Below are 318 nucleotides of genomic sequence, written 5' to 3' on the forward strand. Positions count from 1 at the left end.
CTCCCGTCCGTCCGTGGTCGGTCTGCGGTCAGACCGTGACCCGCTCCGGTCGGACCGGTCGGACCGACGCGTGGAGCTCAGCTGTCGTCATCCGGCCGCGCTGCCACGCGTCGAGTGCGAAAGCGACCGTCCGAGCGGTCCGGAGCTCCGCGACATCGACGTCGGAGCGTGGATCGTGCAGCGCGACGTACAGCTCCGTCAGGGAGTCGTGCGACCCGAGTCGCACGGTCGGGACGCCAGCGGACCGTGCGACCCGCTCGACGGTCCGGTCGTCCGTCACCACGAGTGCACAGTCGGTGATGCGCCGCGCGGGACGTC

Annotated in this window: 1 protein-coding gene; it reads right to left on the reverse strand. The window is 71.7% G+C overall.

Annotation, left to right across the window (positions count from 1 at the left end):
• Positions 1-28 precede the first annotated feature (28 nt).
• Positions 29-318 (reverse strand): hypothetical protein (locus I59_RS19070; protein ID WP_222834986.1); only part of this gene is annotated, 290 nt, incomplete at its 5' end.

Origin of the sequence: Curtobacterium sp. B8 (assembly GCF_000333315.1) — a bacterium.
In the GTDB taxonomy this organism is placed as follows: Bacteria; Actinomycetota; Actinomycetes; order Actinomycetales; family Microbacteriaceae; genus Curtobacterium; species Curtobacterium luteum.